This is a genomic window from Paenibacillus sp. LjRoot153 (assembly GCF_964253085.1).
Taxonomy (GTDB): domain Bacteria; phylum Bacillota; class Bacilli; order Paenibacillales; family NBRC-103111; genus Paenibacillus_E.
The window spans coordinates 3,878,754-3,893,366 of sequence record NZ_CAXUQH020000001.1; the positions used below are offsets into that span (position 1 = coordinate 3,878,754).

Consider the following 14,613-nt stretch of genomic DNA (forward strand, 5'->3'; position numbering starts at 1 on the left):
CTGATTAACCGCGCGGTAAAAGGAGCGTCATCAACGATATGACTAAGAATAGGAAGCTAGAAACAGAACTCATTACTTGTATAACTGAACATAAGGAGCATGTATATCGTCTTGCCTATAGCTATGTGAAAAATCAAGAGGATGCACTCGACATCGTACAAGAAGCCATTCAAAAAGCTTTTGCAGCCGCAGATTCGTTGAAAAGCCATGTGGCAATTAAAAGCTGGTTTTACCGAATTGTCGTCAATACCTCATTAGATTTCTTGCGTAAACATAAAAAGCTTACCGTCATGGATGATGTGACGATGGAAGCGATAACGCCCGGCAGTGAAGATGCCTATACGAATATTGACTTGGAGAAAGCGCTAGAAGAGTTGCCGAGCATGTATCGGAGTGTGATTACGCTTCGCTATTTTGAAGATTTGAAGATCGATGAAATTGCGGATGTATTAAAAGAAAACTCGAGTACGATCAAGACTCGGCTTTACCAAGCACTTAAGCTTTTACGGATAAAAATGAACGATGATACGCTTGTGGAGGTAAACTAACCATGGACGAGAAGTTAGAACAAATGAAACAAACCTATATGGACATACCTATTCCTGCAGAACTTGATTTCATAGTCAATCAAGCAATAAATCAACATAGAAAAAAGCCTAGGTCTAATCTGAAGTGGTTATCAGTAGCTGTCGCGGCAGCGGCGATCGTATTTGTAGCTGGTCTAAATACGAGTCCAGCTTTCGCTGGGTCGTTAGCTGATATGCCCGTCGTTGGCAAACTGATCAAAGTCCTGACATTTCGAGAATATCAGTATGATGATGGTGCGAATAAGGCAAAAGTGGAAGTTCCGATCATCACGAATTTGGATAACAAAGTGCTAGAGGAATCCCTGAATTCGAAATACTTGGAAGAAAGCAAGAAGCTCTACACGGATTTCATGCTCGATATTGAGAAGATGAAAGCAAGTGGTTTAGAGGGACACCTAGGGGTAGATAGTGGGTATATCGTTAAAACGGACAATGATCAGATCTTCGCAGTAGGCAGATATGTTGTCAACACAGCGGCTTCTTCGTCCACAACCTTTCAGTATGACACAATTGATAAGCAAAATCAGTTACTAATTACATTACCGAGCTTATTTAAGGATGAAGGATATATACAAGTGATCAGTGACTATATTAAGGCGCAAATGATCCAACGAATGAAGGATGATCCTGCCAAAGTATATTGGGTAGAAGGGGTACCGAATGAGGTGAAATTTTACTTTAAGTCAATCAAAAAGGATCAAAGTTTCTACATCAATAAGGACGGCAAGCTTGTTATTGTGTTTCAAAAATATGAGGTTTCACCAGGTTACATGGGTGTTCCTGAATTTATCATACCGTCCAATCTTTTAGTAGACCAATTAAGTACACATGCTTATCTTTTGCCCGAATAAAATTGAACCTCATTGCCTACATTAATTGGGTATGCAAAACATCAGCTGGGGGTATTACCATGCCGCAACAAAAGGAACTTGGTTTAGCGCAAATCAAAGATGTTGCCCAAAAAGCAGAGCAAGCTGCTGAACAAACTTTGCAGGTTGCTCAGCAAATCTATTCGCAAGCTACAGCAGCGGCACTTACGGAGGCCGAGCAGCAGTTAGAGGATCTTCAAAATCAAATCAAGCAAGCGCAGCAAAAGACAGAAGATCTGAAGCAGGAAATTAAATCCCAGAGCGAGTCTACACAGTCATAGAAGTTGTGTGAAGCTGAAGATGAAGCCCCACTCTCGTGGGGTTAAAAAACTTGCAGGAAGATAGAGGAGGAGACATTTATGCCGCGACGTCGCAGTAGTGGTCCACATACGATTGATCCGAATAAAGCAATGATCCAATCCGTGCATTATGAAAATGGAAGTATTGAGGCTGTTAAATTTCAAAATGGCCAAGTGGTCGATGTCCAGACTGCCATTGAGATGACCGAAGATGATTTAATCGAAGATGCGAACACGGGGGTAAATCGAAAAGGCGAGAAAACCTTACGTTCGTATCCGGATGGAGATCCAAGCAATAATTTATCAAATTTACCTCGATTTTAAAGGATGCTAGAAAAGCTGTTTACATTAGTGACAGCTTTTTCTGTGCATTAAAAAAGCTGCTAAGCGAACTCAGCAGCTATGAATGCGGTTACAGATTTACTTTTTAAAATAGCCCCCGACATAATGATAGACGACCCCAAGAACACCGAGATAGTAGGCAATTTTTAGAAGGAAATCGGTATGATCCAGCGGCATCATGTTGGAAAGCAAGAATAAAGGGAACACAAAGTACAAGAGGTCTTTCAAGTAAGATGTAACCGAAGAGCTGGAAAAAGTTCCTGCTGCAAACGATTTGAACAAATCTACTACAAAGCTAAGACCCATGACCCCTAAGACAAGCCACATTGCATAAAGCATTAAACCCGATAGTGTAAGTGCCATGTCTGATTCACCTCCACATACGAAGATTTGCTTTCAATCTATCATATGCAGCAATGTGACAAGTCGTGCTAGGTAGTCGAAAAATTTTACAGCTAAGTGTGCATATTATTTCGAAAAATAAGCGGGGAAACGCCGACATATTTCTTAAATATGCGTGAGAAGTAGAATACATCTTTGTATCCAAGTGAATCGGCAATTTCTTTCACGGAATTCGTTGTGTTTAACAAAATATTTTTGGCCTCTGCCATTTTCATTCTGTGCATGTAGGTATTGAGCGGATAGCCGGAATATTCACTGACGATTCTGCGAAGGGTAGAAAGTGAAATGTGGTGCCGTTTCGCAATGCTTTGTGCGTCAAATGGCTGATATAATGAATCGCTTAGCTCATTGATGAGATTGATGAACTGCTGCGTCTTCGTCGTTTCCGTTGTGGCTTCGGCACGCTGAATGAATTCAAATAGTAATGACTCGATAAGCAAAGCTGCCCGATCAATATTAGCAGGAATGCCACTTTCCATCCCAATGAATATGCGCTCAATCCGATTATGCTGTGCAGCATCCTCATAACCAACCTGCTTCACTTGATCTAAATCCGTCAACCAACTGTTCTGCCATTCCTTGACTCGGCTGCCTTCGAGCGTAAAATAGTACTCATCCCAGAAGCCCCCGGGGTCGGGGCCATATTGATAAACCTGATTCGGACGGAAGAAGAATAGGCTGCCGCTTTCCACTTTTTGAACAGGTCCGTCGTTGACTTTGTAAGTTCCCTCGCCACCTGCAATATATACAATGGCAAAGCTCTCGAACCTGGCTTGTTCTCGGAACATAATCCGACCAGGCAGATGTCCGACATGTAGAATCCGTAGGGATTGCAGCTTTAATTTACTAGCATCGATAGGTAACGTAATGATTCGAAGTGGATAAGGACTTATCGTATCGTCCATGAACCTAGGCATAACATACATTCCTTCCGAGCTGACTTTCGTAATTTTCATTATAAGGGAGAATCTATACCCACGTAACTAGTTTACCAAAATTTCGTTTGGAAAGAGAGTACAACATGACAACCGCGCTTAAACGATGATGATCTTTAGTTTTTCAAGCGAAGCGATGGATCATCTGTAAAGGCTGTCATTAAAGGCGTGGAATCTTAGGATTCCCGTTTTTTTGTGTTTTATTTTCATTTAACAAGGTAAATTATTAATGATGTTAATTAAATATTGTAGCTAAAATCTTTCATCGAGATGGGGTAGATGGGGAAACTATGGTATAATGAATCACATTATGGCATGAAAGCAGGCGACTTACGCAGCATGAATGGACAAAATCGGAAAGATGTTGTACCTGGTAGAGAAGTGAACATCGTGTTAAAGCAAGACCAACGCAGCGGGAAACTTACACGCGGGATCGTAAAGGATTTATTAACGAATTCACCTACACATCCCCATGGTATAAAAGTAAGACTCACAGATGGCCAAGTCGGTCGTGTGAAAGAAATTATTACGCCGTCCAACTGACGGAACATGGAGGAGAATAGGGGATGGCAAAAGCAAAGGTAGCGAAACGGCCAACACGCGATGAATTTGTATTAGAAGAAATCGGGAACCAGTTGTCAGAAGCCAAGATGGAGAATTCCGAAATTGTGTTAACGGTATGGGGACGTGAGGAAACTGTGCGAGGCACGATCGCGACGATGGATTCACGTACTGGCAGAGTACATATGCATTGTAACGGCGAGTTGGATAAGGTTCCGTTCATGGACATAATGAAGGTGGAGTATCCGCGGGATTAATATGTACTTCTGAAATTATTCCAACAATACGCTTATTCTTAACTTACTCAAGTAAATACCAGCGTTACTAAACTGGTTCTGAGTGTGAAGAATAAGCGATTTTTTACATCAAAAAAATTGCACTAAATCTATATTTAACGCAATTTAGATTGTAACGGACGGAGTTTAACAGCATGGACACTAGTTTAGCGTTTGATGACGAGTATTTGGAGCTATTTGACTCTTGGATGAAGGATCAAGGGTTCACGAAACGAACACAGCAAGCTTACCTTGGTGATGTTCGATTATTTCTTGCAAGTCTCGGTGAGAAAGAGTTGCCATCCCTTGCGGCGATTGATATTATGCGTTTCCTGACGAAGATGCGTCAGGGAGGGGCAGGGGATGCGGCGAGGAATCGGTACCTCTCGTCGATCCGCACATTTTTTGCAGCGCTTGTTGAGCTACAGATCGTCGAACACAATCCTTCGAGTACAGTGAAGAAATCGAAGGTTGAGAAGAATCCAGTTCCGACCTTTTTGAGTGAGGAGCTGCTCTCTGTCTTTTTGCAATCCATCGAAGGGAAATATCAAATTCGGAATGTAGCGATGTTCCTATTAATGAGCTATGCAGGCTTGCGGGTCAGTGAGCTTCACTGGTTGAACATATCCGATTTCAATCGCGGCACGAATTCTTTGATGGTCTTAGGGAAAGGACGCAAATGGCGTGTAATCCCGCTCCCCATCGAAATCGTCCATGTGCTTGAGCGCGCGCTAGTTGAGCGACTGGAGGCCAGGAGTGGAAACGAGCAGCCTTTCTTTGTATCACAATTCGGCCGGCGCATCAGTATCCGAATGATTCAATCGATTGCCGAGAAGCAGTTCGGACAATTGAAAGGGCAATATATGGAGCTGCAGGGGAAATCATTCTCCAGCCATAAGCTGAGGCATACATTTGCAACGATGCAAGTGTTAGCTGGGACGGATATCCGAACGCTGCAAGAGCTGCTTGGACATGCTAGTATTCAAACGACGCAAATATACACGCATGTAGGGGATAAACAAAAGCAGGAAGCTATGAATCGTGTTTCCGCATTTATTCCAGTTGGAATGGGAATCTAAGGGAGAAGTTGTCATAAATCGCTAATTCGGAGCATAAAAGGGATTGAGGAGAAGTTCCTTTTCCTTACGATGTCATTGGTAGGAGGTATAGCGATGGCAATACGCCCACCCATCTTACAAAGTGGAGATACCATTGGCATTGTTACATTAGGAAGCCCGCTTGACGCAAGTGTGATTGATGCGAGAATAGAGACACTCGGAAATATGGGGTTTAAAGTTGTCGTGGGCAAATACGCATACGCGTACGGTGGGATCGTTGCAGCTACGGCAGCGCAGCGAGCGGATGACCTGATGAATATGTTTCTCAACCCGAATGTGAGTATGATTCTTCCCACAAGAGGTGGCACCGGGGTTAAGGATATATTGCCATATCTCGATTACACCATTATTAATAGTCACCCGAAAATCGTTACGGGCTACAGTGATATTACGATTTTATTAAATATTTTATATCAATTTGCGAATCTTATTACGTTTCAAAGTCTGTTGTTGATTGATTTTAACACGAATACACCTGCTTATAATTTCGATCAATTTTATGCGGCGACATCCACACTAGTAAGCCCAAGAGTCATTCATAATCCGCCGAATATGCCGCTATATGGCCTTGTTAAGGGTACTGTGAGGGGGAGTATTGTCGGTGGAAACCTCACCTCATTGGTAGGTACACTTGGGACACCTTTCGAAGTAAATACAGTGGGTAAAATAATCGTCATCGAAGAGACGCATGAGCCAACGAACACGATATATCGCTATTTGACGCAATTAATTATGGCGGGGAAATTTCGAGATTGCGTGGGGATCGTGATGGGACAATGTACGAATTGTACTAATTCCTATTCTACGACCTATAATGATTTAATTTCAGGGATCATTGTTCCCTTAGGAAAACCGCTTTTGACCAACTTTAGCACGGCCCATGGCTATTACAAAGCGGCCATTCCCATTGGGGCTATGGCTGAACTAGATACGCACGCGAATAAACTGACCGTATTAGAACCAACCGTCACAGGCTAGCACATCGTAAATGAAGGAAAAGATATGAGAAAAGGCCGGTAAATACCGGCTTTTTTGTCCTTCGTTTGTTGTTAGTTAATTAAGCGACGCGCTCCCCAATAATGCGCATCATAGTAAGGAGTGCCAAATAAAGTGCTGATTTTCACTTCTCTTGTCCCCATTGTTCCTGCTTGAAGAATTTGATTATTACCAAGATAGATAGCTACATGGGAAACGCCTGACGTGTAGGTTCCTTGTAGAAAAATGAGGTCTCCTTTACGAAGATTACCCTTCTCTACAGGTGTTCCTAATTGACTTTGTAAAGCGGCAGAATGAAGCAAATTAAATCCTTGTTGATTAAACGCATATTGAACAAAGCCAGAACAATCAAACGCTACATAAGGTGTGCTGCCGCCAAAAACATAAGGCACGCCTAACTGCTTCATCCCCGTTGCAATGATCGCATCGGCTTTGACTTCCCAGCTTGCTTTTGGAGTGGCCTTCGATGGGATAGAGATGATAACGCCTTCATAAATGTTATCTGCATTCACTTTGGGATTACTTGCGATAAGATCGGATAGGGGCACATTAAACTTCTGAGAAATAGACCAGAATGTGTCGGAATCCGTAGCTATGTACGAATTGGTAGTCGCGGCATTCGCAATTCCACCGAACATGAGACTAGTAGCAACAACTGTTGTAAGAATGATCTTTTTCATAGTCTTCCTCCTAGATGTCGAATGTGGTTACGTACCCATTCTATCAAATTGAAGAAATAGCGAATACGAACAATATTTGGATATAAAATGTAAGTCATGAATTTGTTTACATAACTATCATTATGTATCCTAATTCGCGAAAGGAAACTATCCACAAACCAAGTTACAGAAAATAAGATCTTGATTTTACACTATGTCAAATCGCAATTCTAATTTAGGAACAGAATGTATAATGAAATTGAAGAAATTCCCTATATAATATAACATATAGGGTTATTAATACTCACAGATAGATGACGCGAGTTATTCGGATAGAAGGAGGAGCCCGGTGAATTCAGACTTTTCCCGTCAGAAAGTGGAAATTTCGTTGGATGGCGTCGGTATGGTGTTCGGTAAAAAAGGGAGGCAAGTGACAGTCCTTCAGAACATTACCTTCGATGTTGGGCAGAATGAATTCGTCACATTATTAGGACCTTCAGGTTGTGGCAAATCAACGTTGCTTCGACTTATGGCTGATCTCTTACAGCCCTCCAGTGGTCAAATTACAATTCAGAAGGAGCATCCCAAGGAAGTGCGGCTGCGCCGTAAATTCGGCATTATTTTTCGAACACCTAATTTGTTTGAATGGCGGACCGTACGAGAGAATATCGAGCTGCCGCTTGAAGTTCACGAACAGTCGCGACATACGTATCAAGATCGGGTAGACCAATTACTCGATACAGTCGGATTAGCAAAGTTTAAGGATTATTACCCCTGGCAGCTCAGCGTCGGTATGCAAATAAGAGTCGCTATGGCACGTGCGTTATCCCTCGATCCTCCCATACTCTTTATGGATGAACCCTTCTCAACCTTAGACGAATTTACGAAGGACAAATTACAACTCGATTTACTTGAAATGAAGAAGAAAATGAACAAAACCATCGTTTTCGTCACCCGCAGTATAACCGAAGCCGTATTCCTCTCGAATCGGATCATCGTCTTATCCGCAAATCCAGGTCGTGTGCATGCGATCCATCAAGTCCCATTAGGTCATGATCGCACTTTGCAAACGAGGGAATCCCCACTTTTTCAGGAATTAACCGCTGCTATTCGAAAGTCTGTTTACGAGGGAAGTGAATCCTTCGAAGAGTAACTTTTAAACAATGCTAAGGTTTCCTTTCATTTAACACCCAACTAACTACTCTGCCAAAACCAAATCTACCAACTGAAAAATAACAACAAAAGCTAGGGATGACATCCTCTTTTTGAACATAGAAATATAGTAAGAATGAATGGACAAGAGATGGAGGGACTGCTTATGAGTGCTCAAAATGACGTTGATCCATTGGTCAAAGAGGAGCTGCTAGAGAAAGATCGCAAATATGTCTGGCATCATATGTCTGCACATAATGAGAACCCAATGATCATCGCCTCCGGTGAGGGTAGTTGGGTGACAGATATAGATGGCAATCGTTATTTAGACGGCATGTCAGGATTATGGTGCGTGAACGTCGGTCATGGAAGGCGAGAAATTGCTGAAGCAGCAGCTGACCAAATGATGAAGATTGCTTATGCGACATTGGTTCAATCCCACATCCCGGCTATTGAGTTAGCGGCGAAATTAAATGAATGGCTCGAAGGGGAGTACCGCATTTTTTACTCTAATTCGGGATCAGACGCTAATGAAGTCGCCTTCAAAATCGCCCGTCAATATCATCATCAGAATGGAAAACCGAGTAAACATAAGTTTATCTCGCGTCATCGAGCGTATCATGGAAACTCCATGGGTGCATTGGGAGCAACGGGTCAAGCGCAACGTAAGCTGAAATATGAACCGCTTGGGGTAGGCTTCCAGCATGTGCCCCCGCCTTATTGTTATCGGTGTCCTTTCGGACAGACGAAAGAAACCTGCAGCTTACAATGTGCCAAAGCGATCGAGAATGCCATCGTATGGGAGGGAGCAGATTCCGTTGCTGGCGTGATCCTGGAGCCGGTTATTACTGGCGGGGGAATGCTTGTTCCACATGACGGTTATTTACCGGCGGTAAGAAGTATTTGTGATAAATATGATGTCTTGTTGATTGTAGATGAAGTCATTTGTGGTTTTGGGCGATCGGGCAAGCCCTTCGGTCATCAAAATTATGGGGTAAGACCGGACATCGTCACGATGGCCAAAGGGTTAACCAGCGCCTATTCGCCGCTTTCAGCCACAGCTGTATCAGCCGAATTATACGACACTTTCAAGGAGAAAGAAGCGACTAGCCATTTTAGACATGTCAATACGTTTGGTGGAAATCCTGTTTCCTGTAGGGTGGCCTTAACGAATCTCGACATTATTGAGCGTGAGGGGCTTGTTGAACGTTCGGCTGACATTGGGCAAGCATTTAGATCTCAATTAGAACCGTTGAATGAGCATCTTCATGTCGGAGAAATTCGCATTTTTGGATCAGCCATGGGCATTGAACTTGTTGAGGATCGTAATTCGAAGATTCCCGCTTCGGTAGAACGGGTAACAGATATTATTTTAGCATGCAAAAGCAAAGGATTGCTCGTCGGTAAGAATGGGGATACCGTTCCTGGCTATGCCAATATCATTACGCTCAGTCCCCCGTTATCCTCTACGGATGAAGATGTGAATTTCATTATCGAAACCTTACTCACGGTGTTTGGTATCGAGCAAAAGAAAGGATGATCGGACTTGTCGACAATGCCACTTATCCAAATCAACGAAGAACGTCTTGGACAGCACATTCATGATCTGGCGCAAATTGGTAAAATCGGCGAAACGGGCGTTTGCAGACTTGCTCTTTCGAAAGAGGATCGTGCTGGTGTGGAGCTTGTGAAATCCTGGATGGAAGAAGCTGGGATGGAGGCATATATCGATCCCTTTGCTAACCTGATAGGCGTTTGGCGTGGGAGCGATCCGGGGGCACCTGTGCTAATGCTCGGATCGCATGTGGATTCGCAACCCTATGGGGGGCGATTTGATGGGGCGATCGGTGTGCTTGGCGCGATAGAAGCGGTACAAACGATGGTAGAACAAGGTGTGACACCTGCATGTAATGTCGAAGTTGTTGCTTTCTGTGATGAGGAAGGCAGTCGCTTCAATAAAGGGTTGTTCGGGGTTAGGGGCATGACCGGTAAGCTGGAAGCAGATGAGTTGGAGCGGACTGACAAAAACGGCATCTCCCGTCGAGAAGCACTGCTGGAATTCGGCTGTGATCCAGCGGATTTCGAAGGTTATACGTTCCAAGAAGGCCGAATTGGAGCTTTTCTGGAGCTGCATATCGAACAGGGACCTGTCTTGGAATCTCTCAATGAGCCGATTGGTATCGTGAGCGGAATCTCTGGTCCATTATGGCTCACCGTGGAAATGACGGGCTTCGCAGGTCATGCCGGCTCCGTGCCAATGTCGATGAGACATGATGCGCTGCTCGGCAGTGCCAAAATCATAGTCGCATTAAACGAGCTTGTACGCCGAGAACCAGGTGTACCAACAGTTGGGACAGTTGGCTCACTCACGGTATTTCCAGATTCGCGCAACATTATCCCAGAGAAGGTCAGCTTTACGATTGATCTGCGAGACATCGACATTTGTCGTCGAAACGCACTTGAGGCGGAGCTTCTTAGTATCATCGAGAACGTAGCCTGTGAGCATGGGCTCACCTATACGATTCGAGAGGACACGAATAGCGAGCCTCGCTATTGCGCGGCATGGATCAAAGATACGCTTCACAAGGAAGCGGGGCTGATGGGGATGAAACCGCCTGAACTCATGAGCGGTCCATTCCATGATTCGCTAGCCATGTCCTACGTGTGCGACTATGGCATGATTTTCGTGCGCTGCCTCGAGGGCATTAGTCACAATCCGAAGGAATATGCTAGCCCAGAGGATATTACATTAGGGACGGAGCTTCTATACAGAACTGCCCGCCAGATCGTGGTTGAGAAGGGGGGCTTCCAGGCATGAGTATCGTCACAATCGGTCTCATCCAAGCCTCACACGACGTACACGGCGATGAACCGATCGCGAAACATAAGGAGCTCGCTATACAGAAGCATCTTGGCTTGGTACGCAAAGCGGCTGCGCAAGGAGCACAAATCGTGTGTTTGCAGGAGATTTTCTATGGTCCCTATTTTTGTGCAGAGCAAACGACGAAGTGGTACGATGCGGCCGAGGAAATCCCAAATGGACCGTCGACAAAGCTCTTTCAAGATGTAGCGAAGGAACTGGGTATCGTGATTATTCTTCCGATCTACGAGCGCGAAGGAATTGCCTCTTATTACAATACTGCGGCTGTCATTGATGCGGATGGGGCTTATCTGGGGAAATACCGGAAGCATCATATCCCTCACGTTGCGGCAGGCGGAGGTTCCTGTGGGTTCTGGGAGAAGTATTATTTTAAGCCGGGCAATCTCGGTTATCCTGTTTTTGATACCACTTTTGCGAAAGTTGGCGTATACATTTGTTATGATCGTCATTTTCCAGAAGGAGCAAGAGCGCTTGGACTTGGCGGTGCGGAAATTGTGTTTAATCCATCTGCTACTGTTGCAGGCACGTCAGAGTATCTATGGAAGCTCGAACAGCCTGCGCATGCGGTAGCTAACGGGTATTACGTAGCCGCGATTAATCGAGTTGGAACGGAAGCACCGTGGAACATGGGTGAATATTATGGTCAGTCGTATTTGGTGGATCCGCGGGGTTCTATCGTTACCATAGGCAGTCGGGATCAAGACGAAGTGATTATCGGGGAGATGGACAAATCGTTGATTCGTGAGGTCCGTAATAACTGGCAGTTTTATCGAGATCGCAGGCCAGAAACGTATGATCAAATCACGCAACTTTGAATGAGGGAGGAGGAGCGAAGATGGGTACGACATTTATTTCGCTTACGGAGTTGAAGCGTAATTTTGCGGAAGTGAAGGCGGGCATGAAGCCCAAAGAGGCGATCGAAGAATCCAACCGGTGCTTGTTCTGTTATGACGCTCCTTGCACGCACGCCTGTCCGACAGGCATTGATATTCCTTCATTTATTAAAAAGATTGCCTCTGGCAATCTAAAAGGCTCCGCCAGAACCATTATGGATGCCAATCCAGTTGGCGCTTCCTGTTCGAGAGTATGTCCCACAGAGGAATTGTGCGAAGGGGCTTGTGTACTTAATCATTCGTCCAAGCCTATCTTAATTGGTCAGTTGCAGCGGTATGCAACCGACTGGGCCATCAAGAATGAACAGATTTTATTTAAAGCAGGGGCAAGTAACGGTAAAACTGTTGCGATCGTGGGCAGCGGACCTGCGGGACTTGCGGCAGCTCGTGAGCTAGCCCGCTTCGGTTTTAAGGTGACCGTATTCGAAGCGAAGGAGCAAGCTGGCGGCTTGGATACGTATGGGATCGTATCCTTCCGATTACCGCAGGAAATCTCGCTTTGGGAAGTCGAGCAAGTCAGGCAGCTTGGTGTGGAGATTCGGATGAACACGCGTGTCGGAGTTGACGTCAGTGCTGCTGAATTGTTAAGTGATTATGACGCTGTGGTGCTCGCAGTTGGGATGTCTAAAGTGCCCATGCTAGGCATCGATGGAGAAGAATTGACCGGCGTCTATGACGCCATTGATTTCGTAGAGTCGACGAAAACGACCCCAGATCTCGATGAGTCTTTCATAGGGAAGCGGATTGCTGTGATTGGCGCTGGGAATACCGCAATAGATGCGGCTACGTGCTCTGTCAGGCTTGGGGCGGGCGACGTGCAAATCGTATACAGACGAACACAAGAAGAAATGACAGCGTATGATTTTGAATATGAGTTTGCTAAGCTCGATGGCGTTGCATTTCAGTGGTTAACGGCGCCGAAACGGATCCTTGGTGATGAACAGGGGAACGTCATAGGCATCGAATGTGTGCGGATGGAGCTTCTCGATACTGATAACGGGGGGCGTAAACGCCCAGTGCCCATTGCAGACTCTGAATTCGTCATCGACGTGGACACGGTAATCAAGGCGATCGGTCAGACGAAGTATATATCGCTGATTGAGCAGTTCGGACTCTCTCATTCACGGGGCACAGTGACATTGGTTGATGCAGCCGCAGGAATGACATCGAATCCGAAGGTGTTCGCAGCTGGCGATGTTATTTTTGGTGATGGACAGGGCGAAGCCATGGTCGTATCGGCAGCTCAACAAGGTAAACTGGCGGCTTATGCGATTTACAAGCAGTTGGTGAAGGGGCAAGAGGCGTCAGCTTAGGCAGGGTTATTTCAGAATCAGGAGGGATTCAGCATGGCTGATTTACGAACGAATCTAGCTGGAATTGTGTCACCCAACCCTTTCTGGTTGGCATCGGCTCCACCGACGAACACGGGTTATCAGGTTCAGCGTGCTTTTGAAGCGGGATGGGGAGGTGCCGTGTGGAAAACGCTAGGCGATCCTATTATTAATACATCCTCGCGCTTTGCTGCTGTTCATTTCAACGGACAGCGTGTTGCGGGCTTTAATAATATCGAGCTGATCACTGACCGTCCGCTGGAGGTTAATCTGAAGGAAATCTATGAAACGAAGAAACGATTTCCGAATCATGCGCTAGTGGTTTCCCTGATGGTTGAGCCCAAGCGAGAGAAGTGGCACGAGATCGTCAAAAAGGTCGAAGCTGTTGGCGTGGACGGACTTGAGCTGAACTTCGGGTGTCCGCACGGTATGGCGGAGCGGGGAATGGGAGCGGCATCCGGGCAGCAGCCTGACCTTGTGGAAGCGCAGACGATGTGGGCGAAGGAAGCTGCTCAGACACCCGTGATAGTGAAGCTGACACCGAACATCACGGATATCACGAGCACAGCTTTAGCGGCAGTTCGTGGCGGGGCGGATGCGATCTCGCTTATCAACACGATTAACTCGCTCGCAGGCGTCGACATAGACTCGTGGAACACCATTCCACATGTCGGCGGCAAAGGTTCACATGGCGGTTATTGCGGACCTGCTGTGAAGCCAATTGCCCTTCATATGGTCGCGGATTGCGCGCGTAATCCAGGGGTGAATATTCCGATTTCCGGCATTGGCGGCATTTCCAATTGGCGCGATGCGGTTGAATTTATGCTCATGGGCGCAACAGGTGTTCAAGTGTGCACAGCGGCCATGCATCATGGCTTCCGGATCGTGGAGGATATGATCGATGGGCTGAACAACTATTTGGATGAAAAAGGGTTAGCCAGCGTCTCCGAACTGATCGGGAAATCCGTCCCGCGCTATGCAGATTGGGGAAATTTGGACTTGAACTACGCCGTAGTTGCCAAGATCGACACGGAAACATGTATTAACTGCAATAAGTGCCATATTGCCTGCGAGGATACCTCGCATCAATGCATTGAGCGACATACGGATGAGCAAGGGAAGTCCTTTTTGCAGGTGAGGGAAGAAGACTGTGTAGGCTGTAACTTATGCGCGATTGTGTGTCCTGTAGATGGTGCGATCTCGATGGTTGAGGTGAAGGGAACCGAGGAGCCAATGACGTGGAACGAGCGTCAAGCGGCTGTTGCTAAGTTGACTGAGGGAAAAGATGCCGATAAGAAGGAGGCTGTGTAGCC

At 45.6% G+C, this 14,613-nt stretch carries 17 protein-coding genes; 14 read left to right on the plus strand and 3 right to left on the minus strand.

The window, feature by feature from the left end; genetic code table 11:
* Positions 1-38: 38 nt before the first annotated feature.
* The 4 genes from ACSQ8P_RS16480 (at position 39) to ACSQ8P_RS16495 (ending at position 2,079) form a co-directional block, all read left to right on the plus strand.
* Positions 39-548 (plus strand): RNA polymerase sigma factor, encoded by a 510-nt coding sequence (locus ACSQ8P_RS16480; RefSeq protein ID WP_436236135.1) that lies wholly within the window; start codon positions 39-41, stop codon positions 546-548.
* A 2-nt stretch (positions 549-550) separates the two neighbouring features.
* A complete protein-coding gene (locus ACSQ8P_RS16485) occupies positions 551-1,438 on the plus strand; it encodes an RsiV family protein (RefSeq protein WP_436236136.1) in 888 nt (295 codons plus the stop codon).
* Positions 1,439-1,497: 59 nt separating this feature from the next.
* Positions 1,498-1,737 carry a hypothetical protein gene (locus ACSQ8P_RS16490; RefSeq protein WP_436236137.1) on the plus strand — a complete coding sequence of 80 codons (240 nt, stop codon included), beginning with the start codon at positions 1,498-1,500 and terminating at the stop codon, positions 1,735-1,737.
* Positions 1,738-1,815: 78 nt separating this feature from the next.
* Positions 1,816-2,079 (plus strand): DUF3892 domain-containing protein, encoded by a 264-nt coding sequence (locus tag ACSQ8P_RS16495; protein ID WP_436236138.1) that lies wholly within the window; start codon positions 1,816-1,818, stop codon positions 2,077-2,079.
* A gap of 96 nt (positions 2,080-2,175) precedes the next feature.
* On the opposite strand, the gene ACSQ8P_RS16500 is transcribed toward ACSQ8P_RS16495, so the two are convergent.
* On the minus strand, positions 2,176-2,460 hold the full coding sequence (locus ACSQ8P_RS16500) for a hypothetical protein (protein ID WP_436236139.1): 285 nt from the start codon (positions 2,458-2,460) through the stop codon (positions 2,176-2,178).
* A 92-nt stretch (positions 2,461-2,552) separates the two neighbouring features.
* Positions 2,553-3,416 (minus strand): AraC family transcriptional regulator, encoded by an 864-nt coding sequence (locus ACSQ8P_RS16505; protein ID WP_436236140.1) that lies wholly within the window; start codon positions 3,414-3,416, stop codon positions 2,553-2,555.
* A 357-nt stretch (positions 3,417-3,773) separates the two neighbouring features.
* Here ACSQ8P_RS16505 and ACSQ8P_RS16510 point away from each other — a divergent pair, with 357 nt between their 5' ends.
* The 4 genes from ACSQ8P_RS16510 (at position 3,774) to ACSQ8P_RS16525 (ending at position 6,366) form a co-directional block, all read left to right on the plus strand.
* Positions 3,774-3,977: a YwbE family protein gene (locus ACSQ8P_RS16510; RefSeq protein ID WP_056625563.1), complete on the plus strand. Its 204-nt coding sequence runs from the start codon at positions 3,774-3,776 to the stop codon at positions 3,975-3,977.
* A gap of 23 nt (positions 3,978-4,000) precedes the next feature.
* Positions 4,001-4,252, plus strand: coding sequence for a YolD-like family protein (locus ACSQ8P_RS16515; protein ID WP_436236141.1), 252 nt, complete (start codon positions 4,001-4,003; stop codon positions 4,250-4,252).
* A 173-nt stretch (positions 4,253-4,425) separates the two neighbouring features.
* On the plus strand, positions 4,426-5,349 hold the full coding sequence (locus ACSQ8P_RS16520) for a tyrosine-type recombinase/integrase (RefSeq protein WP_436236142.1): 924 nt from the start codon (positions 4,426-4,428) through the stop codon (positions 5,347-5,349).
* A 93-nt stretch (positions 5,350-5,442) separates the two neighbouring features.
* The gene (locus ACSQ8P_RS16525) at positions 5,443-6,366 is read left to right on the plus strand and encodes a S66 peptidase family protein (RefSeq protein WP_436236143.1); all 924 of its coding nucleotides are present in this window, start codon (positions 5,443-5,445) and stop codon (positions 6,364-6,366) included.
* A gap of 71 nt (positions 6,367-6,437) precedes the next feature.
* Here ACSQ8P_RS16525 and ACSQ8P_RS16530 read toward each other — a convergent pair whose 3' ends face one another.
* The gene (locus ACSQ8P_RS16530) at positions 6,438-7,064 is read right to left on the minus strand and encodes a C40 family peptidase (protein ID WP_436236144.1); all 627 of its coding nucleotides are present in this window, start codon (positions 7,062-7,064) and stop codon (positions 6,438-6,440) included.
* 328 nt (positions 7,065-7,392) lie between these two features.
* Here ACSQ8P_RS16530 and ACSQ8P_RS16535 point away from each other — a divergent pair, with 328 nt between their 5' ends.
* From ACSQ8P_RS16535 to preA, 6 genes are all read left to right on the plus strand, one after another.
* Positions 7,393-8,196, plus strand: coding sequence for an ABC transporter ATP-binding protein (locus ACSQ8P_RS16535; protein ID WP_436236145.1), 804 nt, complete (start codon positions 7,393-7,395; stop codon positions 8,194-8,196).
* 165 nt (positions 8,197-8,361) lie between these two features.
* Positions 8,362-9,735: an aspartate aminotransferase family protein gene (locus ACSQ8P_RS16540; protein ID WP_436236146.1), complete on the plus strand. Its 1,374-nt coding sequence runs from the start codon at positions 8,362-8,364 to the stop codon at positions 9,733-9,735.
* 15 nt (positions 9,736-9,750) lie between these two features.
* Positions 9,751-11,013 (plus strand): M20 family metallo-hydrolase, encoded by a 1,263-nt coding sequence (locus ACSQ8P_RS16545; RefSeq protein WP_436236147.1) that lies wholly within the window; start codon positions 9,751-9,753, stop codon positions 11,011-11,013.
* On the plus strand, positions 11,010-11,891 hold the full coding sequence (locus ACSQ8P_RS16550) for a nitrilase-related carbon-nitrogen hydrolase (RefSeq protein ID WP_436236148.1): 882 nt from the start codon (positions 11,010-11,012) through the stop codon (positions 11,889-11,891). The genes ACSQ8P_RS16545 and ACSQ8P_RS16550 overlap by 4 nt, the downstream gene beginning before the upstream one ends.
* A gap of 20 nt (positions 11,892-11,911) precedes the next feature.
* The gene (locus tag ACSQ8P_RS16555; protein WP_436236149.1) at positions 11,912-13,282 is read left to right on the plus strand and encodes an NAD(P)-dependent oxidoreductase; all 1,371 of its coding nucleotides are present in this window, start codon (positions 11,912-11,914) and stop codon (positions 13,280-13,282) included.
* Between the two features lie 33 nt (positions 13,283-13,315).
* Positions 13,316-14,611, plus strand: a complete 1,296-nt coding sequence (gene preA / locus ACSQ8P_RS16560; protein WP_436236150.1) for an NAD-dependent dihydropyrimidine dehydrogenase subunit PreA — start codon at positions 13,316-13,318, stop codon at positions 14,609-14,611.
* Positions 14,612-14,613 lie beyond the last annotated feature (2 nt).